The 26,606-nt window shown below is 66.9% G+C and carries 24 protein-coding genes and 1 pseudogene; 7 read left to right on the plus strand and 18 right to left on the minus strand.

The genetic code is table 11. The annotated features are described in order from the left end of the window. Positions 1–7: 7 nt before the first annotated feature. Complete coding sequence (locus tag AIOL_RS04025) at positions 8–1,066, minus strand: Hint domain-containing protein (RefSeq protein WP_049641688.1); 1,059 nt, start codon at positions 1,064–1,066, stop codon at positions 8–10. Continuing rightward, positions 1,063–2,661, minus strand: coding sequence for a Hint domain-containing protein (locus AIOL_RS04030; RefSeq protein ID WP_049641689.1), 1,599 nt, complete (start codon positions 2,659–2,661; stop codon positions 1,063–1,065). Before AIOL_RS04030 ends, AIOL_RS04025 begins: the two co-directional genes overlap by 4 nt. Before the next feature lie 305 nt (positions 2,662–2,966). Between AIOL_RS04030 and dapE the strand changes: the two genes are divergently transcribed. From dapE to AIOL_RS04060, 6 genes and pseudogenes are all read left to right on the plus strand, one after another. Next, a complete protein-coding gene (dapE, locus tag AIOL_RS04035) occupies positions 2,967–4,115 on the plus strand; it encodes a succinyl-diaminopimelate desuccinylase (protein ID WP_049641967.1) in 1,149 nt (382 codons plus the stop codon). A gap of 114 nt (positions 4,116–4,229) precedes the next feature. Further along, entirely contained in the window at positions 4,230–4,844 is a 615-nt protein-coding gene (locus AIOL_RS04040) for a TIGR04282 family arsenosugar biosynthesis glycosyltransferase (protein ID WP_049641690.1), read from the plus strand. 85 nt (positions 4,845–4,929) lie between these two features. Continuing rightward, positions 4,930–7,184, plus strand: a pseudogene (rnr, locus tag AIOL_RS04045) (ribonuclease R). A gap of 105 nt (positions 7,185–7,289) precedes the next feature. After that, complete coding sequence (locus AIOL_RS04050) at positions 7,290–8,564, plus strand: lytic murein transglycosylase (protein WP_049641691.1); 1,275 nt, start codon at positions 7,290–7,292, stop codon at positions 8,562–8,564. Positions 8,565–8,602: 38 nt separating this feature from the next. Beyond that, positions 8,603–9,589 (plus strand): 4Fe-4S dicluster domain-containing protein, encoded by a 987-nt coding sequence (locus tag AIOL_RS04055; protein WP_049641692.1) that lies wholly within the window; start codon positions 8,603–8,605, stop codon positions 9,587–9,589. A gap of 68 nt (positions 9,590–9,657) precedes the next feature. Next, positions 9,658–10,800 carry an endonuclease/exonuclease/phosphatase family protein gene (locus AIOL_RS04060; RefSeq protein WP_049641693.1) on the plus strand — a complete coding sequence of 381 codons (1,143 nt, stop codon included), beginning with the start codon at positions 9,658–9,660 and terminating at the stop codon, positions 10,798–10,800. Between the two features lie 95 nt (positions 10,801–10,895). On the opposite strand, the gene AIOL_RS04065 is transcribed toward AIOL_RS04060, so the two are convergent. From AIOL_RS04065 to rsfS, 11 genes are all read right to left on the minus strand, one after another. Further along, positions 10,896–13,904: an error-prone DNA polymerase gene (locus tag AIOL_RS04065; protein WP_082152399.1), complete on the minus strand. Its 3,009-nt coding sequence runs from the start codon at positions 13,902–13,904 to the stop codon at positions 10,896–10,898. A gap of 391 nt (positions 13,905–14,295) precedes the next feature. Next, positions 14,296–14,673 (minus strand): hypothetical protein, encoded by a 378-nt coding sequence (locus AIOL_RS04070; RefSeq protein WP_049641694.1) that lies wholly within the window; start codon positions 14,671–14,673, stop codon positions 14,296–14,298. A gap of 284 nt (positions 14,674–14,957) precedes the next feature. Beyond that, positions 14,958–15,095, minus strand: a complete 138-nt coding sequence (locus AIOL_RS25385; RefSeq protein ID WP_160314400.1) for a hypothetical protein — start codon at positions 15,093–15,095, stop codon at positions 14,958–14,960. A gap of 20 nt (positions 15,096–15,115) precedes the next feature. Then, positions 15,116–15,334 carry a hypothetical protein gene (locus tag AIOL_RS04075; protein WP_049641695.1) on the minus strand — a complete coding sequence of 73 codons (219 nt, stop codon included), beginning with the start codon at positions 15,332–15,334 and terminating at the stop codon, positions 15,116–15,118. 137 nt (positions 15,335–15,471) lie between these two features. Continuing rightward, positions 15,472–15,960 carry an RNA pyrophosphohydrolase gene (locus AIOL_RS04080; protein ID WP_049641696.1) on the minus strand — a complete coding sequence of 163 codons (489 nt, stop codon included), beginning with the start codon at positions 15,958–15,960 and terminating at the stop codon, positions 15,472–15,474. A 10-nt stretch (positions 15,961–15,970) separates the two neighbouring features. Further along, positions 15,971–16,699, minus strand: coding sequence for a hypothetical protein (locus AIOL_RS04085; protein ID WP_049641697.1), 729 nt, complete (start codon positions 16,697–16,699; stop codon positions 15,971–15,973). A gap of 11 nt (positions 16,700–16,710) precedes the next feature. Beyond that, positions 16,711–18,057 (minus strand): S41 family peptidase, encoded by a 1,347-nt coding sequence (locus tag AIOL_RS04090; RefSeq protein WP_049641698.1) that lies wholly within the window; start codon positions 18,055–18,057, stop codon positions 16,711–16,713. Positions 18,058–18,066: 9 nt separating this feature from the next. Further along, positions 18,067–19,185, minus strand: coding sequence for a murein hydrolase activator EnvC family protein (locus tag AIOL_RS04095; protein ID WP_049641699.1), 1,119 nt, complete (start codon positions 19,183–19,185; stop codon positions 18,067–18,069). After that, positions 19,182–20,753, minus strand: coding sequence for a 2,3-bisphosphoglycerate-independent phosphoglycerate mutase (gene gpmI, locus AIOL_RS04100; RefSeq protein WP_049641700.1), 1,572 nt, complete (start codon positions 20,751–20,753; stop codon positions 19,182–19,184). Before gpmI ends, AIOL_RS04095 begins: the two co-directional genes overlap by 4 nt. Positions 20,754–21,008: 255 nt before the next feature. Next, a complete protein-coding gene (gene rlmH / locus AIOL_RS04105; RefSeq protein ID WP_049641701.1) occupies positions 21,009–21,479 on the minus strand; it encodes a 23S rRNA (pseudouridine(1915)-N(3))-methyltransferase RlmH in 471 nt (156 codons plus the stop codon). 12 nt (positions 21,480–21,491) lie between these two features. Beyond that, positions 21,492–21,875, minus strand: a complete 384-nt coding sequence (gene rsfS / locus AIOL_RS04110) for a ribosome silencing factor (protein WP_394298919.1) — start codon at positions 21,873–21,875, stop codon at positions 21,492–21,494. Between the two features lie 226 nt (positions 21,876–22,101). On the opposite strand from rsfS, the gene AIOL_RS04115 reads away from it, so the two are divergent. Next, a complete protein-coding gene (locus AIOL_RS04115; protein WP_082152400.1) occupies positions 22,102–22,944 on the plus strand; it encodes a YihY/virulence factor BrkB family protein in 843 nt (280 codons plus the stop codon). On the opposite strand, the gene AIOL_RS04120 is transcribed toward AIOL_RS04115, so the two are convergent. From AIOL_RS04120 to ruvC, 5 genes are all read right to left on the minus strand, one after another. After that, entirely contained in the window at positions 22,941–23,744 is an 804-nt protein-coding gene (locus AIOL_RS04120) for a Hint domain-containing protein (RefSeq protein ID WP_160314401.1), read from the minus strand. The two genes, AIOL_RS04115 and AIOL_RS04120, sit on opposite strands and share 4 nt — an antisense overlap. A gap of 141 nt (positions 23,745–23,885) precedes the next feature. Beyond that, positions 23,886–24,038 (minus strand): hypothetical protein, encoded by a 153-nt coding sequence (locus tag AIOL_RS25390; RefSeq protein WP_160314402.1) that lies wholly within the window; start codon positions 24,036–24,038, stop codon positions 23,886–23,888. Positions 24,039–24,247: 209 nt separating this feature from the next. Continuing rightward, the gene (gene ruvB, locus AIOL_RS04130; protein ID WP_049641705.1) at positions 24,248–25,273 is read right to left on the minus strand and encodes a Holliday junction branch migration DNA helicase RuvB; all 1,026 of its coding nucleotides are present in this window, start codon (positions 25,271–25,273) and stop codon (positions 24,248–24,250) included. A 43-nt stretch (positions 25,274–25,316) separates the two neighbouring features. Continuing rightward, entirely contained in the window at positions 25,317–25,982 is a 666-nt protein-coding gene (ruvA, locus tag AIOL_RS04135; RefSeq protein ID WP_049641706.1) for a Holliday junction branch migration protein RuvA, read from the minus strand. Then, positions 25,979–26,482, minus strand: coding sequence for a crossover junction endodeoxyribonuclease RuvC (ruvC, locus tag AIOL_RS04140; RefSeq protein WP_200898724.1), 504 nt, complete (start codon positions 26,480–26,482; stop codon positions 25,979–25,981). The genes ruvA and ruvC overlap by 4 nt, the downstream gene beginning before the upstream one ends. Positions 26,483–26,606: the final 124 nt, after the last annotated feature.

A 26,606-nucleotide genomic window follows, 5' to 3' on the forward strand; every position in this document is an offset into this window, starting at 1 on the left:
GCCCAGGTCAGTCGAACAGGGCCGAGACCAGCACAATTGCCTCATAGCCCTTTAGTTGCGGCCCAACGGTGCTTTGATGCCGAGGTAGGTCGCATCTTGGGATCGCGGCCAGGGGCGAGGTGGCCAACCGGGCGGGCTGATCCACAAGGTCGCCCACAAACAGGCTTTCGCCCCACATGCCACCGATGGAGAGGCAGACATGAGCCTCCAGAAGCACCTGATAATACCGTATCGTCGCGGCCCGAGGCGGCGACGCATTGCCAGAGCCGCGCGCCAGATACCCGGCGGAAACAAGCACCGCGTCGGAGCCAAACAGATACTCGGCATCGGCGCCCTCGACCAGAACCTGGTGGTTCGGCGAAATGGTCAGATCCCTGATCAGCCCATGGAAGGGCGCGGTGAGCGTCAGCGGGGCGCAGCTGCCGACCGCGGGCACCTCGTAGCTGATCACTTGCAGAACGGGCTGCTGGCCGTGCTCTGAAGTTTGAACCTGGTCGCCCGGCTCAAGCGTCTCGATGGCGCGCGGGCCGTATTGCGTGTCAACCAATGTGCCGCGGGCGAACCCGCCGCTGATGCCAACGGCGGCCATATCGTCTGACACCGCAAGCCCCTGCACCGTGTCGCCCACCCCGCACTCCCGCGGGGACGCGATCAGACGGGCCAGGTCCCGTTCCGCCCAGGGCAGTGGGTTGCGGAACACCTTTTGCACGGTCTCGTTCGTGGACAGGTTCTCGAGCGTCAGAATGCCAAGCCGCTCGGGCGCATGCCAAGACAAGGTCACGCGCAGGGTCGCGCCGTGGTCCGGCTGCGGAAGTTGGGCGCAAAGCTCGGTGAGCGCAATGCCCTGCCCGTGATGCACCATCAGGCTTCCGTCGCGGTGCAGGTGCATGGCAAACCGAAACGGCCAGTCCTGCTGGCCCGCCATGTCGACCAATGGTTGCGCGGCCTTTTGGCTGGCGAATTCCGCCTCGATCACAAGCGAGCCAACCGGCAGAAGCGCGTCGGCTTCGACCGCAATGAACGGACGCAGACAGCGCCTGTTGTCAGAGACACCCCGCCAGGTCATGCAGCAAGAGCCTCCCGATCGGCCCGGCGCGTCTCGGGCGGGCGCATTCCGCCAGCGAACAGCACCTTTGCCTCGTATTCCTTTAGCGTGCGCCGCGCCGCGGGACCGTATCCCGCCCCGGTTTTGGGGTCGAGTGCTGGGAACAGCTCGGCGATTTCCGCCTGCAGGTCCGCTTCGAAGCTGCCGGTGGTCTGCGGCCCCGGCAGAAAGCTCTCGCTTGGCAGGCCCTCAGAGAAGACGACCTGGTGCTCATCGAACAGCAGGTGGACGTAATGCACTTGGCCGCCAAACTGTCGGGTCACCGTGCGCCCGTTCACCAGATGCTTGGCCGCGACCAGCACCTCGCCATCGCCAAACATCAGCTCGGATAGGGGATCCCGGATGAGGATGCGATGCTGCGGCGAAACCAGCAAGGTGCGATGCAGGCCGAACGTGTGGGCGGCAATCCGGATCGGCGCGTGGTCGTACTGCGCGTAGTCGTTCCTGCCGCCGACCCACCGCAGAACTTGCGGCCCATTGTCCTGCGTCATCACCAGGTCGCCCGCTTGCAGCGCTTCAACCGGCCGCTCGCCCTCGGGCGTCAGGATCATCGTGCCGGCCACAAAGCACGGGATCGTGCTGACCGTCACAAAGGCCGTGTCGGTGTTGGTGCCGTCCGTCACCGTGTAGGTGAAGGGCGCGATTTCCTGCTGTGCATCCGCCAACACCGTGAACGTGCCGTCGCTGTTCAAAGTGATCGACTGCCCGTTGGGCAACACAACCGTTTGGTTCGCGACCACCGCGACCCCATTGATATGCGTGATGGTCAGCGTCGCCCCTGTAGAGGAGACATCGTTGCCAAGCACGTCCAGGGTCTTGCTTGTGCCCGCATCCAGCCGAATGTCATCGTCATTCGCGATCAGCACCGTTTGCAGGCTATCCCCCGCGATCAGCAGGTTCGAGTCGTAGTTGTTGTCGCCGACATCCGCGATTCCAATGCGGATCGAGTTCACCACGCCCGGAATAACCGTCATCGTCAGGGTCAGCGTGACAGTGAAGCCGTCCATCTCGGTCTGAAACGCGTCGCCCGTGTTGTCATTATAGAGATTGATATTGTCGACCTGGTTCACGTTCCCGACCGAGGTCGAGCCGTCCCCCACAGACAGGTCCGCCGGGCTACCGTTCACCCAAACGCCCACCGCGTCGTTGTAGATCGTGTTCGAGAACTCCGGGTACTCTTCAGAGGCAAAGACGAACTGCATGGTCAGCGTGTCGCCGGTCGGGATAAAGTCGATATCCAGCCAGGCCGCATCATAGGTGTTGGTCCCGGCAAGCGCGTTGAACTGTGCGTTGTTGTTTGGACCGCTTGAGCCGCTGGTGAAGTTGCCCACGTCATTTGGGTCAATCCCGTCTGTGTCAAACCCCCGCGCCTGCCCCGTCGAGAGGATCACGCCGGTGTCAGAGGGCGTCACGCCCGGTGCCTGGCTGTCACCTTGGGTGTAGATCCCCGAGGCGCGATTGTCCCCCGTATAGCTTGCGCCGACAACTGTGACGCCATTACCAAAGATCTCCTGGGCCATTGCGGTCGCGCTAGCCCCGGTGTTTAGTTGGACCATAACTCGGCCTCCTACCTCATACTGAGGTCAGCGCCGTCGGCCCATGCGTCTGAAAACTGCCCACCCGATCTCAGGTCAGCTATTTCTTTGCCTGTGCCAGCCGTCTCTGCGGCTTTGACCCTGCCCCTAACATTTTGTTAATCTTTTTAGGGCAGCAGCACCGAGCTTGTGGATAAATCGTGAGCCTCCACGGAAATGGCAAAAAATTGTTTCGATTTCGCCACATATGGATTGCACCAAGATCCATATTTGGGGTCTATTCTCGCCACATACACCATAACTAGCGAATGCGAATCGAGCACCCCATGAACAATACCGCCGATCCGGTGAAACTCGCCTCTAAATTGATTCGCTGCCCGTCCGTTACCCCAGAAGAGGGCGGCGCGCTGGTGCTCTTGCAAGAGCAGCTTGAAGCCGCCGGATTTGAATGCACGCGCGTCGATCGCGGCGGGGTTGCCAATCTCTACGCCCGATGGGGCGCGCGCGGCCACAAGCGCAGCTTTGGCTTCAACGGCCACACGGACGTGGTGCCCCCCGGGGACGCCGCAGAATGGACCCATGATCCGTTTTGCGGAGACGTTATCGACGGTATCCTCTGGGGGCGCGGCGCGACGGATATGAAGACAGGCGTGGCGGCCTTTGTGGCCGCGGCGATTGATCTGGTGTCCGAGACGCCTCCGGATGGCGCGGTAATCCTGGCGATCACCGGCGACGAAGAGGGCGACGCCGTGGACGGCACCACCGCGTTGCTCGACTGGATGGCGCGCCAGGGCGAGGCGATGTCCGTCTGCCTGGTGGGCGAGCCGACCTGCCCCAATGAGATGGGCGAGATGATGAAGATCGGGCGCCGCGGCTCGATGACGGCATTCTTCACCGCGACCGGGGTGCAGGGGCACTCGGCCTATCCGCATCGCGCCAAGAACCCAGTGCCCGCCCTGGCGCAGCTCGTGGACCGGTTGGCGCGGCACAGGCTGGACCAAGGGACCGAGCATTTCGACCCATCGACGCTGGCGGTCACCACATTCGACACCGGCAACCCGGCAAACAACGTGATCCCCGCCTCCTGCAGGGCCACAGTCAATATCCGGTTCAACGACACGCATTCCTCGACCAGCCTAATCGAGTGGTTGCGCAGCGAAGCCGCGTCCGTCGCGCAAGAGAGCGGTATTGATATCTCCATGGCGACGAAGGTCTCGGGCGAAAGCTTCGTGACACCGCCCGGCGGGTTCTCAGATCTGGTGGCGGCGGCGGTGCAGCGCGAGACCAACCGCGTGCCGGAGCTGTCCACCTCCGGCGGAACATCTGATGCGCGCTTCATCAAGGACCACTGCCCGGTGGTGGAGTTCGGGCTGGTCGGCAAGACAATGCACCAGGTGGACGAGCGCGTGGAAGTGGCGCAGATCCATCAGCTAAAGGCGATCTATCGGCGCATTCTGGAAGACTACTTTGCGTAAGCTCTGTCGGCGTCTCCCAGCGTGCGCGGGCGCACCCACCCAGGCGCGAGCCTATCGCGATTCGGTGAACAGATCGCTAATTCCCCCGCGCCTGGGCAGCGCCTGCCGCACCCGATGAGGCCCACCCTCATCGTCATGCTCAAAGAGCCGCGCGCGGGCCGCGTCAAATCGCGGCTGGGGCGCGAGATCGGCATGACAGAGGCCGCCTGGTGGATGCGCCACCAGACCAAGCGCCTCCTGCGCCAGCTGGACGACCCGCGCTGGCGGCTGGTCCTGTCGGTGGCGCCGGACACGGCGGTCGCCAGCCGCGCCTGGCCCGCGCATCTGCGGCGGGTGCCGCAGGGGCGCGGCGACCTTGGCACCAGGATGGCGCGGGCGTTGAGCGCCATGCCGCCGGGGCCGGTGGTTCTGATCGGCGGCGACATCCCCGCGGTCACGCCGGCCCATATCGCCCGCGCCCTCCGCCGGCTCGGCGCGTGCGACGCGGTCTTTGGCCCCGCCGAGGATGGCGGGTTCTGGCTGGTGGGCTTGCGCGGCCCGCGCGTACCGTCCGGGTTCTTTCAAGGCGTGCGCTGGTCGACCGAGCACGCATTGGTGGACGCGCTCGCGACGTTGCCCGGGCGCCGCGTTGGCTTGGCCGATACGCTTCGGGATGTGGATCGTGCGGCTGATCTTGGCGCGCGGCCCGGCGCCGGAAAAATTAGCGAACCGTTCACCGAATCGCGGTAGGCTGGCGCCGGGAGGGTGCCTAAGGCACGCACGCCACATAGCGCTTTCCACATGACGCCCCCAACGCGCCATGCTACGCGGGGCCATGGCCAAACTCCCCAGCAAATCCGACATCCTCGCCTGGATCACCGAGAACCCGACCCAAACCGCCAAGCGGGACATCGCCAAGGCGTTTGGGATCAAGGGCGCCGACCGGATCGACCTCAAACGCATGCTAAAGAGCTAGAGGCCGAGGGCCATCTGGAGAAGCGCCGCAAGACCTATCGGGACCCGGACAAGCTGCCGCCGGTCTCTGTGCTGACGATCTCGGCACCCGACAGCAACGGAGATCTCTTCGCCCGCCCGATGGAATGGCGCGGCGACGCCGCCGAGCCGCGCGTGCTGGTTCTGCCGCGCAGCAGCGACCCCGCATTGGGGGCGGGCGACCGCGTGTTGGCGCGCCTGACGGAAGTCGACGGCGAGGACCACGCCTACGAGGCCCGCCTGATCCGCCGCATAGGCACGAACCCGCGGCGCATCCTGGGCGTCTACCGGGCGGGCTCAGAGGGCGGCCGCCTGGTGCCCATCGACAAGGGCAGCGACCGCGAGTGGCGCATTGCCAGCGCCGACGCGCGCGGCGCCAAGGATGGCGAGCTGATCGAGGCCGAGCAGAGTGGCCCAAAGGGCCGCCTTGGCCTGCCAAGCGCCCGCGTGATTAATCGGCTGGGCGATCCGACGGCGCCCAAGGCGGTTTCGCTGATTGCGATCCACCAGCACGGCATCCCCGACCACTTCCCCGACGAGGCCATGGTGGCGGCCGACGCGGCCCAGCCCCTGGCCCTTGGCCCGCGCGAGGACCTGCGCGACATGCCGCTGGTCACGATTGACCCCTCTGACGCGCGCGACCATGACGACGCCTGTTTCGCACGCGCGGATGACGACCCGGCCAATCCGGGCGGGCACGTGCTGTGGGTCGCCATCGCTGATGTCGCGGCTTACGTCACGCCGGGCTCCGCGCTGGATCGCGAGGCGCGCAACCGGGGCAACTCCACCTACTTTCCGGACCGGGTTGTGCCGATGCTGCCGGATCGGCTGTCCGGCGATCTATGCTCGTTGCATGAGGGGGTCGAGCGGCCCTGCCTGGCCGTCGAGATGGTTCTGAACGCCCAGGGCGACAAGCTGCGGCACCGCTTCACGCGGGCCATGATGCGCTCTGCCGCGTCCCTGAACTACACCGAGGTGCAGGCCGCGCAGGACGGCGCGCCGAACGCGCAATGCGCGCCCTTGATGGACCAGGTCATCGCGCCGCTCTATGCCGCCTATGCCGCGCTGAAACGCGCCCGCGCGGCGCGCCAGCCGTTGGAGCTGGACCTGCCAGAGCGCCAGATCATCCTCACCGACCAGGGCGAGGTCGCCTCGGTCGCGTTCAAGGACCGGCTGGACGCGCATCGGCTGATCGAGGAGTTCATGGTGCTGGCGAATGTCGCCGCCGCCGAGGAACTGATCGCACGCCGCCAGCCGCTCTTGTTCCGCGTGCATGAGGAGCCGGCTCCAGAGCGGCTTGAGGCCTTGCGCGAGGTGGCGCAGGCCAGCGGGCTGACCCTTGGCAAGGGTCAGGTGCTCAAGACGCAGCACCTCAACAAGCTGCTGAGCCAGGCCGCCGAGACAGAGCAGGCCGAGCTGATCAACCTCTCAACGCTGCGGTCGATGCAACAGGCATATTATTACCCCGAGAATTTCGGACATTTCGGGCTGGCCCTGCGGTCTTACGCGCATTTCACCTCGCCGATCCGCCGCTACGCGGACCTGCTGGTGCATCGCGCGCTGATCACGGCGCATGGCTGGGGCGCGGATGGGCTGACGCCCGGGGACGCGGAGGGTTTGGAAAAGACCGCCAAGCATATCTCGGACACCGAGCGCCGCTCGATGACCGCCGAGCGCGACACGACCGACCGGTACTTGGCCGCGTATCTCGCAGAGCGCGTGGGCAGCGAGTTCACCGGGCGGATCACCGGGATCCAGCGCTTTGGGGCCTTCGTCGCACTGGATGGCAGCGGCGCGGACGGGCTGGTGCCGATCCGCTCGGTTGGGCGGGAATACTTCCGGCACGACGCGGGGTCGCAGACCTTGATGGGCTCTGACACGGGCCTGACGCTTGGCGTGGGCATGGTGGTCACGGTGCGCCTTGCCGAGGCCGACCCGCTGACCGGGGGGCTCATGCTGGAGCTATTGGAAGTCGAGGGGCATTCCCTGCCGCGCGGGCCCAAGCCCAGCGGGCGCGGCGGCGCGCGGCGCAAGCCCACCAAGTCCAAGCGCCGCTCGGACAAGGCCAAGCGCAAGGTCACGCGCAGCAGGCGCTAGCCGCGTCGCTTGGTCTGGGCGAAGCTCTGCCGCCGGGCCCAGCGCCCCTTCCCGACCCAAGATGCAGCCCCTATGGTGGCAACCAAGATAGCAGGCACGAGGCTCATGCGGCTCACCACGATCACATTGCTTTGGGTCATCAGCGCCTCGACCGCCGCCGCGCAATCCTTGGCCGTCGAGCGTTCGCTGCTGCCCGAGGCGCGACCGGGCGCCCTGCCGGAGAGCACCGTGAACGTCGAACCCGCCTCTGCCAGCCTGCCCTCCTTTGCCGATTGGGTCATCGGGTTCCGCAAGCGTGCCTTGGCGCAGGGCATCCGCGGGGAGGTGTTCGACCGGGCCTTCTCGGGGGTGCGGTTCAACGCCGACATCATCGCGCGGGACCGCAACCAGTCGGAGTTCACCAAGCAGATCTGGGAATACCTGGAAACCGCGGTGTCTCCGGCCCGGGTCAAGAACGGCCGCGCGGCGCTGAACCGCCAAGCAAGCGTGCTGGCCAAGATCGAGGCGCGCTACGGCGTGGACAAGGAGATCGTGACCGCGATCTGGGGGCTCGAGAGCGCCTATGGCACCTTTCGCGGCAACATCTCGGCCATCGAGGCGCTGGCAACCTTGGCCTTCGACACACGCCGCTCGGGCTTCTTCGAGAAACAGCTGGTGTCGGCGCTACGCATCCTTCAGGCCGGGGACGTCTCGCCCGGGCGCATGACCGGCAGCTGGGCGGGTGCGATGGGGCACACGCAATTCATGCCGGCATCCTACCTTGCCCATGCGCAGGATTTCGACCGGAACGGTCGACGCGACATCTGGGGCGACGACCCCGCGGACGCGCTGGCCTCGGCGGCGGCCTATCTGGCGGCAAACGGCTGGACCAAAGGCCAGCCCTGGGGGATGGAGGTCACCCTGCCGAAGGATTTCGATTACGCGATGTCCACCGAGCGGGTGAAGCAGCCGACGCAGTACTGGCTAAGCCGCGGCGTCCAGAGCACCAACGGCCTGCGGATCCCCCGCTTTGCGCGGACGTCAATCCTGTTGCCCGCGGGGCACCGCGGCCCGGCCTTCCTCATATTTCCGAACTTTCAGGTGCTGGAGACCTACAACACCGCCGACGCCTATGTGATCGGCGTGGGTCAGCTCGCCGATGAGATCGGCGGCGGCGCGGCGATCAAGGCCGGCTGGCCGCGCGATGAACGCGCGCTGTCCTTTACCGAGAAGCAAGAGATGCAGCGCCTGCTGGTGGCGCGCGGCTTTGACCCGCAGGGGGTGGACGGCATCATCGGGCCGCGCACCATCGCTGCGGTGCAGGAGTTTCAGAAGAGCATCGGCTGGGTGCCGGACGGATATGTTTCGGCGCGCGTCCTGCAGCGGCTGCGCCGGAACTAGGGCTTTGGGGCCACGGCGCAGCGCGTTAGGCTGCGCCCATGTCGAAGCCGAATCCATATCGCCCCTTCACGCCAGATCCCGACCAGATGACGCATTGGCCGGGCGTATCCGGGAACGCGATCAACGGGCTGGGCGAGGCCGAACCAAGGCAGGCCAGCATGGTCTATTGGGCCCCGAACCCGGACGACATCCCGCATGGCGGCCTACAGCGATGGTTTTACGGCGTGGACCACGGCTCGGACGGGTTTGCCAAGGCGCGGGTGCGGCGCCACGAGATCTTTGACCGCCCCTTGCCGCCGCTGGCCCCTCAACCCGTCACGCGAACGCCACAGGCCTGGACCGATGCGCTTTCATGCTTCGTGGACCAAGGGTTCTGCGAGAAGGTGGGTGTGGCCGCGATGCAGCCTGAATGGGTCTTTGAGGGTCATGAGATCGCCCAGTCGCGCGTGATTATTGCTGGGGTGCAGCATGACTATTCCGAGATCGCGCGGGCTCCGGACGCGGTGGCCGGAGTGGAGGTGATGCGGCAGTATAACCGCGCCGCCGATGTCGCCAAAAAGATTGCGAGCTGGCTGCGAGAACAGGGCTGGGATGCCGAGCCGGTGACCGGCCCGATGACGGGCGCCCTGGCGATGATCCCGCCCGCTCTGGCCAGCGGGTTTGGCGAGCTGGGCAAACACGGCTCGATCATCGACCGAGAGATGGGGGCGTCCTTCCGTTTGTCTGCGGTGCTAACGGACGCGCCCTTCGCGCCCACGCCGCGGGATGTGTTCGGTGCGGATGAGTTCTGTCAGAGCTGCCGGATCTGCGAGGACGCCTGCCCGCCAGAGGCGCTCTCGCCGATCAAACAGACGGTCCGCGGGGTGGATAAGTGGTATGTGGATTTTGACCGCTGCCTGCCGTTCTTCAACCAAACCGCGGGCTGCGCGATCTGCATCGCGGTGTGCCCATGGTCGCGCCCCGGCGTGGGGCCGAACCTGGCGGCAAAGCTGGCGCGGCGAGCCGAGCGGCAGAGCAACCCGTAGCAGGAATGAGTTCTTTTCGCGCAACCGCTGTGTTACACTGGGGCATTCAATTTCAGTGGAGTATTTTTATGCGCATTGCAGCCTACAACGTGGAAAATCTGTTCGACCGCGCCGCAGTCTTTAACGATGACAGCGGCAAGCACAAAGCAGTGCTCGAGGAGTTCTCGGAACTCAACGAGCTCTTTGAGAAGCCCGTCTATTCTGCCGCCGACAAGGCGCGCATGATCACGTTGATAACCAGCCTGGGAATGCTGAACCGCGACCAAGGCACTAAGAAAAGCTTCACTCAGATCCGCAAAATTCGCGGCAAGCTGATCAACCGCCCCAGGGACCGCTCGAAGCCACGCACTATCGCGGCGGATGGGCGCAACGACTGGGTCGGCTGGTGCGAGCTGGAGACCGCGGCGGTGAACGAGACGGCGACCACGCTGACTGCAAGGGTGATCGCTGAGACCAATGCCGACATCCTGGCGGTGATCGAGGCCGAGAGCCGCCCGGTGCTGCTGGACTTCCAAAAGATGATGAAGCGCGAGCTAGGCCTGGCCAAGGTCTACCGGCATGTGATGGTCATTGACGGCAACGACCAGCGCGGCATCGATGTCGGGCTTGGGACGGGCTCGGATTATCCCATCCAAGAGATTCGCAGCCACGTGGACGACCTCGACCACCGCGGGGTGTTTCTGTTCAGCCGGGACTGCCCGGAATATGTGGTGAGCACGCCGTCGGGCGCGCGGATCCTGGTGATGCCCAACCATTTCAAGTCGAAGTTCGGCGACCAGGCAACGAGCGATGCGCGGCGCTTGACTCAAGCCGAGGGGGTGCGGGACATCGTGAACGCGCGGATTGCGGAGGGCTGGGAGCATATCGTGGTGCTGGGCGACCTCAACGACACGCCAGACAGCGCGCCCCTAGCGCCGCTCCTGGGGGGGACCCCGCTAAGGGACGTCTCAGAGCATTCCGCCTTCACGGATTTCGAGTTCAACGCAACCCGCGGCGGGCGTGGCATCGGCACCTATAAGACGGGCAGCGACAGCAACAAGATCGACTACATCTTGCTGTCCCCATCGCTGTTTGGCCTGGTCACCAATGCGGGACTGTTTCGCAAGGGCGCACATACTGGCTCTGACCGCTGGGAGACTTATCCTGAGCTTACGAGCAAAGAGCATCAGGCCTCTGATCATCATATGATCTTTGCGGATATAAACCTCTAGGGCGCGGCTGGGCGCCAACCGCCCGCAGTCGCGCCGGAGGCGCGCAAGGGCTCATAATGCGTGAGCGCAGCGAACTCCTTTGGATCAAGGCTCGTCTAGAAATGCCGCGCGTTGCGGGGATGGCGGCGGCTTGGTTGCGCTTTGATGAGCCCCGTGCGCAGCGCGCGTTCCGGGTTTTGGGGCGCATCCGGCGCGGGCGTGATGTCCTTCGCCGACGAGAAGCCCGGCGTCAGCCGCGCGCGCAGCAAAGCCAGCGGGTGCGCGCGCAGGGTCAGCCGCATCGAGACATAATCCTCCACCACCTCCTCGCCCTCCGACATCTTGGGCAGCAGCACCGCGGGCTCCACGATCCCCTCCCCGTCCAGGTCACCCTTGAACAAGGGCAGCTCCTCGCCGGGCACCAGCGCCTTGGCCGCCCAGAGCGCCTCCCGCCGTGCCAACCCAAGCGCCGCAAAGGCATCCGCCTCGGCCAGGATTCGCAGGAGCTTGGGCGAGGTCCCCGCCCGGCGCCACACGTCCTCGACCGTTTGATAGCCATTGCCGCGCGCCGCGGTCAGCCAGTCCGCCTCTTCCTCGCCCATCGCGCGGATCTGCCGGAAGCCCAGGCGCAGCGCCAGCCCGCCCTCGCCATCGGGCTCCATCACGTTGTCCCAGAAGCTGGCGTTCACGCAGACGGGCAGCACCTTGACGCCGTGCGCGCGCGCGTCCCGCACGATCTGCGCGGGCGCATAGAACCCCATGGGCTGCGCGTTCAAGAGCGCGCAGGCGAAGATCCCCGGGTGGTGGTGCTTCAGCCAGCTCGAGGCGTAGACCAGCAAGGCAAAGCTCGCCGCGTGGCTCTCGGGGAAGCCGTAACTGCCGAACCCCTCGATCTGGGAAAAGCAGCGGGCGGCGAAGTCAGAATCATAGCCGTTCTGCGCCATGCCCTTCATGAAGCGGTCGCGGAAATCGCTCACGTTCCCATGCTTCTTAAACGTCGCCAAGGACCGCCGCAGCCGGTCCGCCTCGTCCGGGGAGAACCCCGCGCCCACGATGGCGATCTGCATCGCCTGCTCTTGGAACAGCGGCACGCCCAGGGTCTTGCCCAGCACCGCGCCCAGCGCGTCGGACGGGAAGGACACCTCCTCCTCGCCGTTCCGGCGCCGGATATAGGGATGCACCATGTCGCCCTGGATCGGCCCGGGGCGGATGATCGCCACCTCGATCACCAGGTCGTAGAAGCAGCGCGGGCGCATCCGCGGCAGGAAGTTCATCTGCGCCCGGCTCTCCACCTGGAACACGCCCAGGCTGTCGGCGCGGCAGAGCATGTCATAGACCGCCGGGTCCTCCGGCGGCAGGCTCGCCAGCGTGTAATCCACCCCGTGGTGCTGCCCGATCAAGGCGAAGGCCTTGCGGATGCAGGTCAGCATGCCCAGGCTGAGGACGTCCACCTTCAGGATCCCCAGGCTGTCGATGTCATCCTTGTCCCATGGGATGACCGTGCGGTCCTCCATGCTGGCGTTCTCGACGGGGCAGAGCTCGTCCAGCCGCCCCTCGGTCATGATGAACCCGCCCACATGCTGGCTGAGGTGCCGGGGGAAGCCGATGATCTCGTAGATCAGCGCCATGGTCTGGGCCAGGCGCCGATCCGTCGGATCGAGGCCGATCTCCTTCATCCGGTGCGCCTCCAGCCCCTTGGCCGAGAAGAACCCCCAGAGCTGGCTGCTGAGCGCCGATATGGTGTCATCGGTCAGCCCCATGGCGCGGCCCACCTCGCGGATCGCCCGCTTGCCGCGGTAATGCACCACCGTGGCGCAGAGCCCCGCGCGGTGCCGACCGTAGCGCTCATAGATGTGCTGGATCACCTCCTCGCGCCGCTCATGCTCGAAATCCACGTCGATATCGGGGGGCTCGTTGCGCGCCTCGGAGACGAAGCGCTCGAAGACCATCGTGCCGATCTCGGGGCTCACCGAGGTCACGCCCAGGCAGTAGCAGACCACCGAGTTCGCCGCCGAGCCGCGCCCCTGGCAGAGGATGTCACGCTCGCGGGCGAAGGCCACCACGTCGCGCACCGTCAGAAAGTAGGGCTCGTAGTCGAGCTTGGCGATGAGGGCCAGCTCATGTTCGAGCATCTTCTTGACCTTCTCCGGCGCGCCATTCGGGTAGCGCCAGCGCAGCCCCTCATAGGAGAGCCGCCGCAGCCGCTCTGACGGGCTCTCGCCATCGGCGATCTCGCTGGGGTACTCGTAGCGCAGGCTGCCCAGGTTGAACTGGCATCTCTGCGCGATCTCTGCGGCGCGGTCCACGGCCCCCTCATGGCCTCGGAAAAGGCGGCGCATCTCGGGTTCAGACCGCAGGCGCTGCTCGGCATTCGCCTGGGCCGCGCGGCCCAGCTGGTCGACGCGGCAGCCCTGCCGGATCGCGGTCAGCACATCCGTCAAGCGGCGGCGCTTGGCGACATGCATCACCGGGCTGGCGCTGGCGACGGTGGGGACCTTGAGGCCCTGGGCGAGGGCCGCCTGGGCGTCGAACCGCGCCCCGTCCTGGCCGTCATATTGCGGGCTCATGAGCAGCGCCACTGCCCCAGGGAAGCGCCGCGTCAACCGCCCCGCCTGTTGAGCCCACTCGTGCGCGGCGGGCTGAGACGTGGCCTCTTGTTGCAACGGGTGGAGCAAAACCTCCTGCTCGGCGCCCCACCGCAACAGATCGCTGACCGTGAGCGTGCAGGCCCCCTTCTCGGCCCGCAGCTTACCATGGCTGAGCAGGCGACAGAGGTTCGCCCAGCCCTGGCGGTTCTTTGGGAGCAACGTGGCCGTGACGCCTTCGGCGGTCACGATCCTGGCCGCCGGGACCAGCCGCGGCACATGCTCCACCGGGGCGGAGGGCGGGCGCTCGATGTGCTCGGGCCGGGGCGGGCCAAAGCTCTCCTCGCGCCAGACCCGCGCCTGCCGGGCGATCTCTCGCATCTGGGTATGGGCGCGCACGATCCCGGCCACCGAGTTCTCGTCGGCGATCGCGATCGCCCCCAGCCCCATCTCCGCGGCCAGCGCCATGTACTCCTCGGCGTGGCTGCCGCCGGTGAGGAAGGTGAAGTTGGAGGTTATGTTCAGCTCTGCGAAACCCATCGCCGCGCAGTATATTCACGTTTTGTTCTCGTGTGGAGTCATCTCTGCCGCGGCGCGTGCTGCCCTGTCGCGCAGCCCGTATTTATGGCCAAGAAGAAGCAGGGGCGTTCACTAAAACTTAAGCTAAAAGCTCTGTAATGGCTGCGCGGTACAGGCTGCCGAGCCGATGACCGCGCCGAGGAGAAGCCCTGCCGCCCCGCTGGGAGCCATGACGGTAGCGAAGGCCGGTCGGCGGGGTGGACCATATTGCGTCGCGCGGAGATCCTGGACGTAGATTGTCGCGAGCCGGCCTGGCGCTCTGCGCATTCGGGCCTTGGTCCGTCCACTGGACGGACCATCGCTAAAGCGAACCGGTCCTCATTCTTCTTGGCTAAAAATACGGGATACCAACCTACCCGCCCGCGCCGGCCTCACATTTTTCCCGCGGCCGCAGCAGCACGCGGAGACGGTCACGGCCTACCTCGCGCCGGACCTCCACGCACGCGGTCGCGTCGATCTGCCCGATCCTGCTGCCCTTCGATGTGCTGGCCTGGTGGCGCTGGCCATCCCCCAGCTCAATCATATAGAGGAAATGGGCGCGCCCCTCCAACTGCGCCGCCATCGACGAGACGACCCGCGCAACTTCGAACCGCTCATGTACATGTGGACGGGGTGCGAACATCAGAATGGGCGCCGCTAGCAACACACAGCTCGCGACGACGAGCACCGATGGCAGCAGCCAGCCCTCAAGCCAGAGCCAATAAAACCTTTGCCAAAAACTCACTTTCATGTGCCAAACATAAGAACGCAAACTTCGCGCGACAATTCGCCCAACGGGGCCGAGCCCGCAGGGCGAGGCCCCCCGGCGACGCGCGCGCAAGCCGAAGGCGCAGCAAGGCGCGGCGCAAAACCTCGTCAATTCGGCGTTGGAGATGCCCTTGGAAGCCCGCGATCACCTGCACGTAGAACTACACTTGAATGGGACGATACCCGGGACCAGCCCGTCCACCGGACGGCCCATCGCCAAGGCGAACCGGTCCTCATTCTTCTTGGCCATAAATACGGGATACCAACCTACCCGCCCGCGCCGGCCTCACAAATTCGCCGCGGCCGCAGCAGCACGCGGAGCCGGTCGCCGTCCACCTCGCGCCGGACTTCCACGCAGGCGGTCGCGTCGATCTGCCCGATCATCGCACCCTCAGAGCTGCTCATCTGGAACAACTGGCCATCCTTCAGCTCAAGGACATAAGGAACCGCGCCCCGTCCTCAGATTGAGCCGCCATCGAAGAGACCACGCGCGCAAGCTCGAAGCGCTCATGCGCATGCGGCCGCGGCGCGATGAGAACAAAGAGCGCCCCAAACAAGGCGCATCCCACGACCAGCAGCACTGCAGGGCGCAGCCAGCCAAGCTGCCACAGCCAATACACTCTCTGCCAGAAGCTCAACTTCATCCGAGCAACCTAGGCCCGCCGACGCGCGCAAACAACCGCAACGCCCGGGGCCGAGCCCGCAGGGCGAGGCCCCCCGGCGACGCGCGCGCAAGCCGAAGGCGTAGCAAGGCGCGGCGCAAAACCTCCCCGCTTAGACGCTACAGATGCTCCCGGAAGCCCGCGATCACCTGCGCGTAGACCTCACGCTTGAACGGCACGATCCCCGGGACCAGCGCGTCGACCGCGGACCAGCGCCACTCGGTGAACTCGGGCTCCTCGGTGAAGATGTTGATGTCGCTGTCGGCCCCCAGGAACCGCATCAGGAACCACTTCTGCTCTTGCCCGCGCCACTTGCCCTTCCAGAGCTTGCCCAGAAGGTCCGGCGGCAGGTCATAGCGGATCCAGTCGGCGCCCTCGGCCAGGATCTCTACGAGCTCCGGGCGCACGCCGGTCTCCTCCTCCAGCTCGCGCAGGGCGGCGGCGCGCGGCTCCTCGCCCTTGTCGATCCCGCCCTGCGGCATCTGCCAGGCCTCGGTTCCTGCCGGGCGGTCGGCGCGCTGCGCCGTGAACACGCGCCCGTCGGCGTTCAGCAGCATCACGCCCACATTCGGGCGGTAGGGAAGCCGGGCGATCTCTTCGGGCGTCATCTTGGGGTCCTCACTCTGACAGAAGCAGCGCCGCGAGCGTCCGCGCCCGGTCCGGCTCCGTCGACCAAATCCGTGCGGTCTCATAGGCCAGGGCGGCGCGCTTGGCCATAGGATCATCCGCGGCGCCCACGGCGACGGCGTCAAACAGCGGGTGGTCGATCCGCGCTGCGTCCCAGTCGTAGAGCACCAGCTTGCCCGAGGCGGCGACGCCCGCGGATTGCGGCGTCAGCGCGCCGTGCACCAGGCCCAGCGGCTGGTCGGGGATCGGCTCCCATGCCATGCGGCAGGCCCGCGCCACGTCGCGCGGCATCGCCGAGAGGTCGATGTCTCCGCCGCCGCCGCGTGTCATCACCGCCCTTGCGGCCGCAAAGCCCGGGCGTTGCGGCAGCCCGGCGCCCAGGTCATGCATTCGGCGCAGCGCGGCGCGCAGCCCAGAGAGCCTATGCGGGTGCAGCGGTCGGCTGCTAAGGTAGGGCTCCGCCGTCCAGCCCTGCCAGGACCGCGCGCGCTCCACGGTGGGCGCGGGCACCAGCAGGATAAGGCCCGCGCGGGCCACCGGGGCGTGTAGCAGGTCCAGCCAGGCCAGCGCCGCCTCGCTGCGCCGCGTCTTGCGGAAGACGTATCCGCGGTTTCTCCCGGTGCCGCGCAGAACGGCGCCAGGGTCGCTCTTGGAGAGGGGCTCGAAGCCGCTCCCTGGCGGCAGGCCCCAGGCCTCTGGGTCCGGGGCCCCCGCCGCCACAGGCCGCGGCGCTACTGCGCGGGCACCAGGGCCGACAGGCCGCGCAGGATGTCGATGGCATAGGCCAGCTGATAGTCATCCTCGCGCAGCTTCGCGGCCTCTTCGACGCGGGTGCGGTCCTCTTCGATTTGGCGCTGCTCGTCCTCGGTCAGGCTGTCATTGTTCAGCGAGTTGCGCAGGTCGGCCTCGGAACGGCGCGGGCGATCAGCGCCCTCCTCTTCGGCGGCGGCGGCCTCTGCCTCGAGATCGCGCGGCGGCTGCTCGACGAAGATGTCCGGCGCCACGCCCAGCGCCTGGATCGAGCGCCCCGACGGGGTGTAGTAGCGCGAGGTCGTCAGGCGCATCGCGCCGTCGCCGCGCAGCGGCATCACCGTCTGCACCGAGCCCTTGCCGAATGACTTGGTGCCCACGATGATCGCGCGGCGGTGGTCCTGCAGCGCGCCGGCGACAATCTCGGAGGCCGAGGCCGAGCCGCCATTGATCAGCACCACCAGAGGCTTGCCCTGGGTCAGGTCCCCATCGGTGGCGTTATAGCGCTCGCCGTCCTGCGGGTCGCGCCCACGGGTCGACACGATCTCTCCGGCGTCCAGGAACGCGTCCGAGACCTTGATCGCCTGGGTCAGCAGACCGCCGGGGTTGTTGCGCAGGTCCAGCACAAAGCCGTTCACCTGGTCCATGCCGCCCAGCTCCTCGACCGTCTCGGCCAGGCCCTCGGCCAGGTTGGGATAGGTCTGGTCGTTGAAGGTCGAGACGCGCATCACCACGGTGTCGCCCTCGGCGCGGGTGCGCACGGCGGTCAGCTTGATGGTGTCGCGGATGATCGAGACGTCAAACGGCTCGTCGGCGCCCTCGCGCACGACGGTGATGATGATCTCGGAGCCCACGGGCCCGCGCATCATCTCGACCGCCTGGTCCAGGTTCAGGCCCAGCACACTCTCGCCGTCCACATGGGTGATGAAGTCGCCCGCCTCGATCCCGGCGGCGTCGGCGGGGGTGTCGTCGATCGGAGAGACGACTTTGACAAAGCCCTCCTCCTGCGTGACCTCGATCCCCAGCCCGCCGAACTCGCCGCGCGTCTGCACGCGCATGTCGTTGGCGTCCTTGGGCGACAGGTACGAGGAATGCGGGTCCAGCGAGGTCAGCATGCCGTTGATCGCGGCCTCGATCAGGTCGGCCTCGTCGACGTCTTCCACATATTGCGCCCGGATGCGCTCGAAGATGTCGCCGAACAGGTCCAGCTGCTCATAGACGTTCGACTGCCGCGCGCTTTCCTGCGCCAGCAGGGGCCCGGCGATCTGGGTCGTGGCCACGGCCCCCGCCAGGGTGCCTGCCACCGCCGCCATCACAAAATTTCTCATCGCATCCTCTTATCCATCAAAGGCGAACCAAATGCCGGGGTCCACCGGCTCTTCGCCTTGGCGTAACTCTATATAGAGCGTTTCTGACTTCGCACCGCCACCTCCATTGGCGGCCTGGGTCAAAAAAAGCTCCGCACCCGGTACATTTCCGCCCATTAGGCCGACGGGGCTGCCCGCGGGAAGCACGTCGCCCGTGTCACCATAGACCTCCTCTAGGCCCGCTAGAACCAAAAGATAGCCATCTCCGGGCTCTAGCACCATCACATTTCCGTAGTCTAAAAGCGGCCCGCGGTAACGAATGGTTGCGGACCAGGGCGTGGTGACCAGGGCGCGCGGCTCTGTGGCGACGATCAGCCCGGGCCGCTCGATGCCGGCCGCGTCCGCCTCGCCGGCCCGGCGCAGCACCGTTCCCGCGACCGGCAGCGGCAGCGCGCCGCGCGCCTCGCCGATATGCAATGGCGCCTCGGCGCCTGCGATTCGCATCTCGGCAATCCCGGCGGCGAAGCCGCGCAGGGTGTCCACCGAGTTCACCAGGTTTGACAGCGCCTGCGGGTCCTCCAGATGGCGCGTCGGCAGATCGACGCGGTTCGACATCGCCTGGCTCAGCGTCACGCGCGCCTGCTGAGCGCCCGCAAGCCCGTCCTGCAGCGTCTGGGCGGCGCTTTGCTGCAGGGCGCGCATCAGCGCCAGCTCCTCCAGCTCGGCGCGCAGCGTGGCGACCTCGGCCTGCAGGGCGGGGGTCACATCGCTGACGATCATGCCGGACCTGGCGGTGCCAAGCGGCCCGCTGGGATGCAGTAGCAAGAGCGGCCCCGGCGAGGTCTCGATGGAGGCAAGAACGCCCAGAAGCTGCGCCAGCCTCTCTCTTTCGGCCTCGAATTTGCGCCGCAGGGCGGTCTCACGGATCGCCGCGCGGCGCAGCCCCTCGCGCAGCGCCACCAGCCCGTGCTCATAGGCCTTCACCGTCTTGGTCAGCGCCTGCACGCGGTCGGTTGCGCGGTCGGCCAGCAGCAGGGCGTTCTGCGCGGCCTCTAACTGCCCGGCCGCGCGCTTGGCAATGAAATCCGGCGCCTCCTGCGCAAGCGCCGGGGCGGCAAGTAGCCAGGTTATGGCCAGCGCCCGGATCATGCGATCAGCGAGATCCCGGTCATCTCGGGTGGCTGCTCTAGCCCCATCAGCTGCAGAAGGGTCGGGGCCAGATCGGCCAGGCGCCCATCCCGTAGGGCGGGACTTGTCCCGCCTTCCCCAGCGCTGCCCTGTAGGGCGGGACTTGTCCCGCCTTCCCCCGTGCCCCCGATCAAAATCACCGGCACCAGGTTTGTCGTATGCGCGGTGTGCGGCCCGCCGGTCTCGGGGTCGACCATGACCTCGCAATTGCCGTGATCCGCGGTGACCAGCATCGCGCCGCCGACCTCTTCCAGGGCCTCCAGCGCCTTGCCCAGCCCCTCGTCGACGGCCTCGCAGGCCTTGATCGCGGCGCCCAGATCGCCGGTGTGCCCGACCATGTCGGGGTTGGCGAAGTTCACCACGATCAGGTCGTAGCGCGCCCGGATCGCCTCGGCCAGCTTGTCGCCGACCTCGCCTGCGCTCATCTCGGGCTGCAAATCATAGGTGGCCACCTTGGGCGAGGGCGCCATGTGCCGGTCCTCGCCGGGCATGGGAGGCTCCACCCCGCCGTTGAGAAAGAAGGTCACATGCGGGTACTTCTCGGTCTCGGCCAGCCGGAACTGGCGCAGCCCCTGCTTAGAGACCCATTCGCCCAGCGTGTTGGAGATCTCCTGCTTGGGATAGGCGGTGATCATGTAGGTGTTGTGGCGGTCCGAGTAGTTGACCATGCCGAGAGCGCCCGCCAGGGCGGGTCGAGGCCCTGTCTCAAAGCCGTCAAACTCTGGATCCGCGATGGCGGCCAGGATTTGCCGCGCCCGGTCAGAGCGGAAGTTGATGAAGAACACGCCGTCGCCGTCCTTGATCCCGTCAAAGCCTGGCAGCACGGTGGGGGTCACGAACTCGTCCGTTTCGCCGCGGGCTTTGGCGGCGTCCAGCGTCGCTTCCCAGCTCTCTGCGGCCTCGCCTTCGGCCCTTACCATGGCGCGATAGGCCTTCTCCACCCGCTCCCAGCGGTTATCGCGGTCCATCGCGAAATACCGGCCGGATACAGACGCAATTCCGACGTTGAAGCGGCGTGCTTTTTCAGCAAAATCAGAGAGATACCCGCGCGCCGAGACCGGCGCCACATCGCGCCCATCGGTGATCACATGCGCCACCGTTTGAACGCCCTGATCCGTCAGCGATTTCAGAGCCGCGACCATGTGATCGGAGTGGCTATGCACCCCGCCATCCGAGACCAGGCCCATCACATGGGCCGTGCCCCCTGCCGCTTTCACGGTGGCGGCGAATTCGGCTATGGCCTTGTTTTCAAAGAAGGAGCCGTCCTCAATCGCCAAATCAATCTGGCCCAGGTCCATCGCCACCACGCGCCCCGCGCCGATATTGGTGTGCCCGACCTCGGAGTTGCCCATCTGACCAGACGGTAGCCCCGCCGCCGGGCCATGGGTTGCGATCAAGGCGCTGGGGCAAGTCTCTGATATGCGGTCGAAATTTGGTGTCACGGCCAAGGCCGGCGCGTTCGCCGAGACCTCCTCGCGGTGCCCCCAGCCATCGAGAATGCAAAGGACTACAGGTTTGGTGTCGGTCATGCTCGCGCCCCTTTTTTTCTTTCCCTTGGTCATATCCTAGGTTGTTGCGGCGCGGAACCGCGAAATTGCCGGGGTTAATGAGACCTTATCCAGGCGCGCGGGCTTAGGCGCAGAAGCGGCGCCGAATCGGTGGTTAAGCCCAATAATCATGGGGAAATCCGGTGTCGGACTTTTGTCGGCAAAACGTCGGACTTCTGTCGGGCAGGATGTCGGATTTTGCCATGGTTAATAGGGCGCGCGGTCGGTGCGCGCGGCCTATTCCCGATGATACGGCGTGCCCGCCAGGATCTGCGTGGCGCGGTAGATCTGCTCGGCCAGCATTACCCGCGCCAGCATATGCGGCCAGACCATATGCCCCAGGCTCAGCACCAGATCGGCGCGGGCGCGCAGGGATGGGTCCAGCCCGTCGGCGCCGCCGATGAGGATCGCGGCGTCTTGCGCGCCGCCGTCCCTCCAATCCGCCAATCGAGCCGCAAAATCCGGGCTTTTGAGAAGCTTGCCGCGCTCGTCGAGCGCGATGACCCGGGCGCCGGCGGGCAAGGCGCGCGCGAGCAGAGCGGCTTCGCCGGACTTGCCGCCGCCCTTCTTATCCTCGACCTCTGCGAAAGATACGGGCCCCAGCCCCATGCCACGCCCGGCGCGTTCTGCCCGCGCCGCGTAGTCGTCAATCAAATCTCTTTCGGGACCGGCGCGCAGCCGGCCCACAGCACACACAGTCAGGCGCATAGCGTCAGCCGGTCAGGCTTTGGCCGCCACGGCCTCGGACGGGCTCATCCACATCTTCTCGAGCTGGTAGAACTCGCGCACCTCGGGCCGGAAGACATGGACGATCACATCGCCCGCGTCGATCAGCACCCAGTCGCCGGCGGCCTTGCCTTCGACTTTGGCGCGCACGCCCAGCTCTTGCTTGAGCTTGTCGGTCAGCTTCTCTGCCATCGACGCGACCTGCCGCGACGAGCGCCCAGAGGCGATCACCATGAAGTCCGCGATCTCTGACTTACCAGCCAGGTTGATCGAGACCACGTCTTCGGCCTTGTCGTCTTCGAGAGAAGTCAGGATGTGGGCCAGCGCATCGCGGCTGGAGCCCTCTTTGGGATGCAGTGCAATCTTCGCATCCGTCACGGCCGCACCTTGGGCCGTTTCAGCACTATGAGACAGGACAGGGTCCTCCTAGGTTGCGCGCCGCAAACGCCCCGGCGCAAGGCATGGGTGTAATGTAGGGTGGAAAGTATGAAAGCTCAATGACGGCGGCTCAACACGGCGCGATTGTGGTCGGCAGGCCACTGTTATCCACAGGTAGACCGGAATTAGAGTTGAAACCGCCCCCCCGCGTGCCAAGCTAAGGGCCATGGCCTCGCAAGACCTTTTATCGCCTCGCATATACTGGGACGTGTTCCGGCGCCTGAGCGCCAGGAACCTCGATCTTGTCGCCGCCGGGGTGGCCTTTTACGCCATGCTTGCGGTCTTCCCCGCCATCGCAGCGGTGGTCGCGCTTTGGGGCTTCGTGTCCGATCCGGCGCTGGTCGGCGGGCAGATCGAGGCGCTGCGCCCCTTCATGCCAGAGGAGGCCTTTACGCTGGTGCAGGGCCAGGCGCTGCTGTTCATCGACGCCGGAGCCACAACGCTGGGCTGGGCGACGGTGATCTCATTGGCCACGGCCCTATGGGCGACCCGGGCGGGCGTGGGCGCGCTGGTGCGCGGGCTGAACGTGATCCATGGCGCCCGCCCAAGGCCGGGCTTTTGGCACTCCTTGGCCGCCATCGCGCTGACGCTGGGCTTGATCGCCTTCACCTTGACCGCCCTGGTGGCGCTGATCGGGGTGCCCTTGGTGCTGGCGCTCTTGCCGCTGGGACCGGCCACGGCGGCGGCCCTGGTGGTGTCGCGCTGGGCGCTGCTTGTCGCGGTCGGGCTGGGCGGGCTGTGGTTGGTCTACCGCTTTGGGCCGAACCACCGCGCCGCGCGGCCCCGGTGGGTCAGCCCGGGCGCGGCGGTGGCGCTGGCGCTGTGGGCCGCGGCGGGCTGGGGCTTTACCACCTACATCGCGAATTTCGGCAGCTACAACCAGATCTACGGCTCCATCGGGGCCGTGGTCGTCCTGCTGATGTGGTTTTTCATCTCGGCCTATGCGGTGCTGCTGGGCGCTGCCCTGAACGCCGAGATCGGCCGCCGCGGCGGTGGCGGTGGCGGTTAAGCCGCCACCAGGTTCTCGTATTCCTCGACCGTGACGCGCGGCGCAACCATGCGGCCGAAATCGGCGGGCACGGACACATGCGGGAAGAAGGACATAAACTGCTGCAGGCTTTCACCGCCCAATTGGCGGGTCAGCTCGGGACCGGGGTGGAAGCTTTCGATCTCGAGGCCGTTGGCGCGCAGGATGTGATGCTCGCGGAAGGCCAGGTGGTATACACTGACCGGCGAGACCGGGGCCACGCGGATCACCGAATAGCCGTCCTCGAACGCCGTCACCGGGGCCAGCGCGGCCTCGTCATTCACGATCTGGCGGTACTTGTCCGAGCGGTGCAGCAGGCGCGCATGCGGCGCCAGCATCAGGTCCGGCATGGGGCGCGCGGGGCCAAAGCTGTCCACCGGCACGCGGAAGAGCCGCGCGGGCATATGCGCAAGCGGCATCTGCGGGGCCAGGGTGGTCGTGCCGACCCATACCAGCGGCTGAAAGCCCGCGTCGCGGGTCTCGATCTTCACGCCGGGCACCAGGTCCTCGACCGCGATGGGGCCCTCCTCGGTGGCCATGATGGTGCCGCGGGCCAGGGCCGCGAAGGCGGATTCGAACACGGGATGGGAGGGTGCGCGCTGGATCACCTCGGACAGGTCGCCATTCGGCTGCAGCACCAGCGCCTCATAGCGGCGCATCGGCGCCGGGGCCGCAGCGCCGGCCTGCGCGGGCCCGCCGCGGCGCACCGTCCATTGCCCGGTCTGCGCCTGCGGCGCGGTTCGGGCGACTGCTGTTCCACCCGGACGCTGGGCATAGGTCATGTGATCCATCCTCTTGTTGGGTCACATCTGCAACGGCCCCCGTCGATAGAGCAGACATGGTGTATCGTCTTGTTTTGTCGCGGCGCCCCGCAACGTGGCAGCGAGACTTTCGGCACCCCAGGGCCGACCTTTCTTAGCCCGCTAGGCGCGGGCACTTTGATGAGCGCTGGCCTGCGCGGCCTTGCGCTTGGCGATGAACGCCTCGCGCCGCGCGCCGCGCGCCCAGGGCAGCTCGACCTTGGCGGTTGCGGCCTCTTTCTTCATCGCACTCATCCAACGGAACTCTTTCTGCATACTCAGGTTCTCCTGGCGCCAGCAGCGCCCCAACTGCTCGGGACTGTCCTGGCGGCTTTGGTTGTTTAGGTCTTCTGATCAGGGGAAATGTGCCGCCGCTTTGGGGCGAGACCATGGCAGGACTGGCACCATTTGCGGATGCGGCGCGGCGAAATTCGGCGAAATCTCGGCGGGGCGGTCGGGCCTATCCGCCCAACCGCGCGCGCGCCTCACTCAAAGAGGTCGTCCTGGCCCGGCGGCTGCGGCGGGGCGAGCCCAAGGTGCGCCCAGGCTTTCTGCCCCAGCATGCGCCCGCGCGGGGTGCGCTGGATCAGGCCCTGCTGCAGGAGGTAGGGCTCGATGACCTCCTCTAGCCCGTCGCGGCTCTCGCTGAGCGCCGCGCTCATGGTCTCGATCCCCACCGGGCCGCCGGCGTAGTTCTCGGCGATCATCTGCAGGTACCGCCGGTCCGCGCCGTCCAGCCCCAGGGCGTCCACGCCCAGCCTTGTCAGCGCGCTGTCGGCCAGCGCCTGGGTCAGCCGCCCGTCGCCCTCGACCAGCGCGAAATCCACAACCCGCCGCAGGAGCCGACCGGCGATGCGCGGCGTGCCGCGCGCGCGCCTGGCGATCTCGCGGATGCCGCCCTGCTCGGCGGGCACGCCCAGAAGCCGCGCGCCGCGCTCGACGACCTGGTGCAGCTCGTCCACGGAGTAGAACTGCAGCCGCACGGGGATGCCGAAGCGGTCGCGCAGCGGCGTGGTCAGCAGGCCCAGCCGCGTGGTGGCGCCTACGAGCGTGAAGGGCTGCAGCTCGATGCGCACGGTGCGGGCGGCGGGGCCCTCGCCGATCACCAGGTCGAGCTCGAAATCCTCCATCGCGGGATAGAGCACCTCCTCGACGACCGGGTTCAGCCGGTGGATCTCGTCGATGAACAGCACGTCGCGCGCCTCAAGGTTGGTGAGAATCGCGGCCAGGTCGCCGGCCTTGGCCAGCACCGGGCCCGAGGTCATGCGGAAGTTCACGCCCAGCTCGCGGGCGATGATCTGGCTGAGCGTCGTCTTGCCCAGCCCCGGGGGGCCGTGGAACAGCGCGTGGTCCATGGCCTCGCCGCGGCGCCGGGCGCTCTCGATGAAGACGGCGAGATTGGCGCGGGCCTCGGCCTGGCCGATGAAGCCCTCCAGCAGCTTCGGCCGCAGCGCGCGGTCCAGGTCCTCAGGGCGCCGATCGCCGCGCAGGGTGGGGTCGGGCTCCGTCATCAAACGGCTCCTTGCGGCCTTGGGCGGATGCTAGGGCCCCGCATCACTTCGGCGCCAGCAGCTTGAGCGCCGCCCGGATCATCCCGGCAGTGTCGGCTTCCGACTGCGCTGCCTCAGCGACCGCCTGCGCGGCCTCAGACGGCCCGTAGCCGAGGTTCGACAGGGCCGACAGAGCCTCCGCTTGCGATTGAGCGCCGCCGACGCTGGGGCTGGATGCCGCCGGTTGTGGCGCCGGGTGGGCTGAGGGTGCCGCGTCCACAAGGTCGGGCCCGGCGCCTCCGCCGGACAGGTCGCCCATCGCCATCACCGTATGCGCCTTGTCCTTCAACTCGTTGACCACGCGCTGCGCGATCTTGGGGCCCACACCGGGCGCGGCCTTGATCGCGGCCCAATCGCCGATGGTAAGCGCGCGGCTGACGCCCTCCGGCCCCAAAGTGCCCAGGATCGCCATCGAGGCCTTCGCCCCGATCCCCTGCACACTCATCAGCAGGCGGTGCCATTCCTTCTCCTGCAGGGACAGGAACCCAAAGAGCTGCAGCAGATCCTCGCGCACCAGCAGGTCGGTATAGAGGGCCACCGCCTCTCCGGCGCCGGGCAGCGCCGCCAGCGTGCGCTCGGAGACCGAAACGACATAGCCCACGCCGCCCACGTCGATCAGCACATGGTCCGGCCCGCGATAGTCCAGGCGCCCGGCGATGCGCCCGATCATCCGGCCTTCCGCAGCGCGGCCTCCAGCTTGCCAGAGGCGCGGGCGTGATGCGCGTGGCACAAGGCGATGGCCAGCGCGTCCGCGGCATCCGGCCCGGCGATCTGCACCCCCGGCAGCTGCAGCCGCACCATGTGGTCGATCTGCCGCTTGTCGGCGTGACCGACGCCGACCACGGTCTTCTTCACCGTGTTGGGGGCGTATTCGCCGACGCTCAGCCCGGCCCGCGCCGGCACCAGCATCGCGATCCCGCGCGCCTGGCCCAGTTTCAGCGTGCCGGCGCCGTCCTTGTTCACGAAGGTCTGCTCGACCGCCGCGGTGTCCGGCACCAGGCGCGCAACCACCGCCGAGAGCTGCTCGAATATCGACAGAAGCCGCGCGGCCAGGTCCTGGCCCTCCGAGCGGCACAGCCCGTTTTCGACATGGGTGAGTCGCGACCCCGCCACGTCCACCACGCCCCAGCCGAGGGTTCTCAGCCCAGGATCGATGCCAATGACCCGCATAATTCCGCCCTGCTCGTTATCATTGTTTCAGCGCATAGCACGAAACGCGAACATCCGCCAAGTCCAACGGTTAACCACCTTGCAGTTGGACGCGGCGGATTGCGGCCAAAAACGGCCCCGAATG

It is taken from the genome of Candidatus Rhodobacter oscarellae, assembly GCF_001078595.1.
Lineage (GTDB): Bacteria > Pseudomonadota > Alphaproteobacteria > Rhodobacterales > Rhodobacteraceae > Rhodobacter_B > Rhodobacter_B oscarellae.